Annotated in this window: 2 protein-coding genes; both read left to right on the top strand. The window is 31.8% G+C overall.

Going from position 1 to position 2,286, the window contains the following annotated elements; all coding sequences use genetic code 11:
• Positions 1-1,703 (top strand): right-handed parallel beta-helix repeat-containing protein (locus AC1DTM_RS23380; protein ID WP_477001004.1); only part of this gene is annotated, 1,703 nt, incomplete at its 5' end.
• A gap of 127 nt (positions 1,704-1,830) precedes the next feature.
• Positions 1,831-2,286: glycosyltransferase (locus tag AC1DTM_RS23375; protein WP_477001003.1), on the top strand; the 456-nt coding region annotated here is incomplete at its 3' end.

The raw sequence follows: 2,286 nt of genomic DNA, 5'->3' as shown, positions 1-2,286 counted from the left end.
ACTATGACTTAATGAGTAATAATTTGCATTATGTAATGTGTGCTAAAATTCCGCAGTATGTATATTTTATGAATTGTAAATCCTATAAAAATAGAAGGCTTGGAGCTTCAGTTAATGGTGGGAGGTTTGTGGAGTTTGATAACTGTGAAATTTTTGATAATAGCAATTCTATGAATCGTTCAACTGGTTGTAATCCTGGATATGGTATAGATGTTGAAGATGGTTATATGACGAATCAAAAGATTACGGTTAGAAACTCAAATATTTATGATAATAGATCTGGAGCGTTCATATGTGTTAGTACAAGAGGTGTTTATTTAGAGAATAATAAATTTAAAGGTAATGTTAGTTTATCTGGAAGTGGAGATGACTATTTATCAGTAGGAAATATGTACTATGGACCTATTAATGGTAGGTCTATAACAAGCGGCGTTGAGAAAGATGGAACGTTCTGTACATTTAGAAATGATTCTATATTTGGGCAAGTTTGTAATATAACGGCAGGTAATACAACCTTAGATAATTGTGTTTTCTCAAAGAGTACTATTTATTTAGTAGGTGAATCGGTAAAGATAATAGATTGTAAATTTACTTTTGATGATCCTGAAAAAGACGGGATAATAGGTTTTAAGAGCAAAAATTTGGAGGTGCGGAATTCATTATTTGATATTAGAAGAGCCAGAAATATTGCATCAGCTACCTATGCACAAACTGAAAATGCTGTATTTTCAAATGTTATTTTTCTAACAAATGAATTTAGTGGTGGACATTATGTGGGGGCTAAGAACCTGATTTTAGAAAATTGTAGATTTATCCACAGTGGTAAAACACCGAATTATAATCGTATGATGGCATCTGAGTTTATGAGAATTGAAAATAGTATTTTTAAAAATCAATCGTATAGATTTGATGGCGGTGATATTGAAGGTGTTGAAAAGTTAGCTCAGGACAAAGGTTATGTTACGCATGTTTTTAGGAATAATCAAGTAATTTGGGATGAGTCTTATACGTTAGCAGTTCGCGAGGGTAGAGGTCCAGGGGTTGCATTTGTTTATATACCGAGGTTAGAGATTACGGGAAATATTTTTGAAGTAAATGGGAGAATTAATTCCCTAGGTTCCTTGTATACACTTAGAGTTTTCGTTGAGAATCATTTGAATATATCCAATAATACAATTGTTACTAATAATGATTATGGGATTAATACTTTAGGGACTATTACAGTAGAAGGTGCATATCGAAAGGTAAATTCAACACTGTCGATACCACGAACAACTATACTAGCACAAAATAATAACAAAATTAATTCAAATATCATATTTACAGACAATGTGAACGCACAATTAGAAAAGAATATTATAGGGAATATACCATTTGCTTCTTTAACATCATCTGAGCCTATTTTTGGTGTATATAGTCGTGGGGAATTGTTATACAATACTTCTCCAATTGCTGGTGGGTATGTTGGATGGATTTGTATTACTGCAGGTATAGCAAATAATAATACATGGAAATCTAGTAAAGAATATTTAATAAATAATTTAGTAAATGCTAATGGAAAAGTTTATAAATGTACAGTAGCGGGTGTTAGTGGTTCAATTGCACCGTCACATATTAATGGCTTAGCTGTGGATGGTAGTGTGACATGGGAATACGTGGATGTCTTAGCTGTATTCAAAGCGTTTGGATTGATATCAAGCTAGAAAAATCTTTAAGTTCAAAATGTATGTTTACGAGAATGTTTTTTRTAGTATGAAAAACCTACTGTTCTATAATGGTAGGTTTTTTCTTTTAGATTAGAAAAATACAGGGATATAAAAGGGGCATAACATGAAAACTGTACTAATAGTAACCACTGTGAGCTCAACAGTTTCAGCATTTTTAATGCCAAGTATAGATCTGCTAATAAGCAAAGGTTATAGGGTTGAGATTGCTACTAATATTCAAAATGAGTATTTTGTGAAAACTCTTGAGGGTAATAAGGTTGTTGTCCATCATATACCTTTTAACAGAAGTATTAAAAGCCTAGAGAATATCAAAGCTTATTTAAAAATGAAAAAGCTTTTCAAAAAAAAAGAATATTCATTCGTTCATACACATACGCCTATCGCCTCGTTTCTTACTAGGTTAGCTAGCCGATATAGGGTGATATATACGGCACATGGTTTTCATTTCAACGAAAATGGATCGAACATTTCGAATTTTGTATATAAAATGGTAGAAAAAATAGGCGCTAAGAAAACTAATCGATTAATAGTAATTAATAAAGATGACTATGAAGCAAGT

The organism is Bacillus sp. P4_D3 (assembly GCF_056401855.1).
The sequence above is the reverse complement of the archived record's forward strand: the minus strand, read 5'-3'. Positions and strand labels throughout refer to the sequence as shown.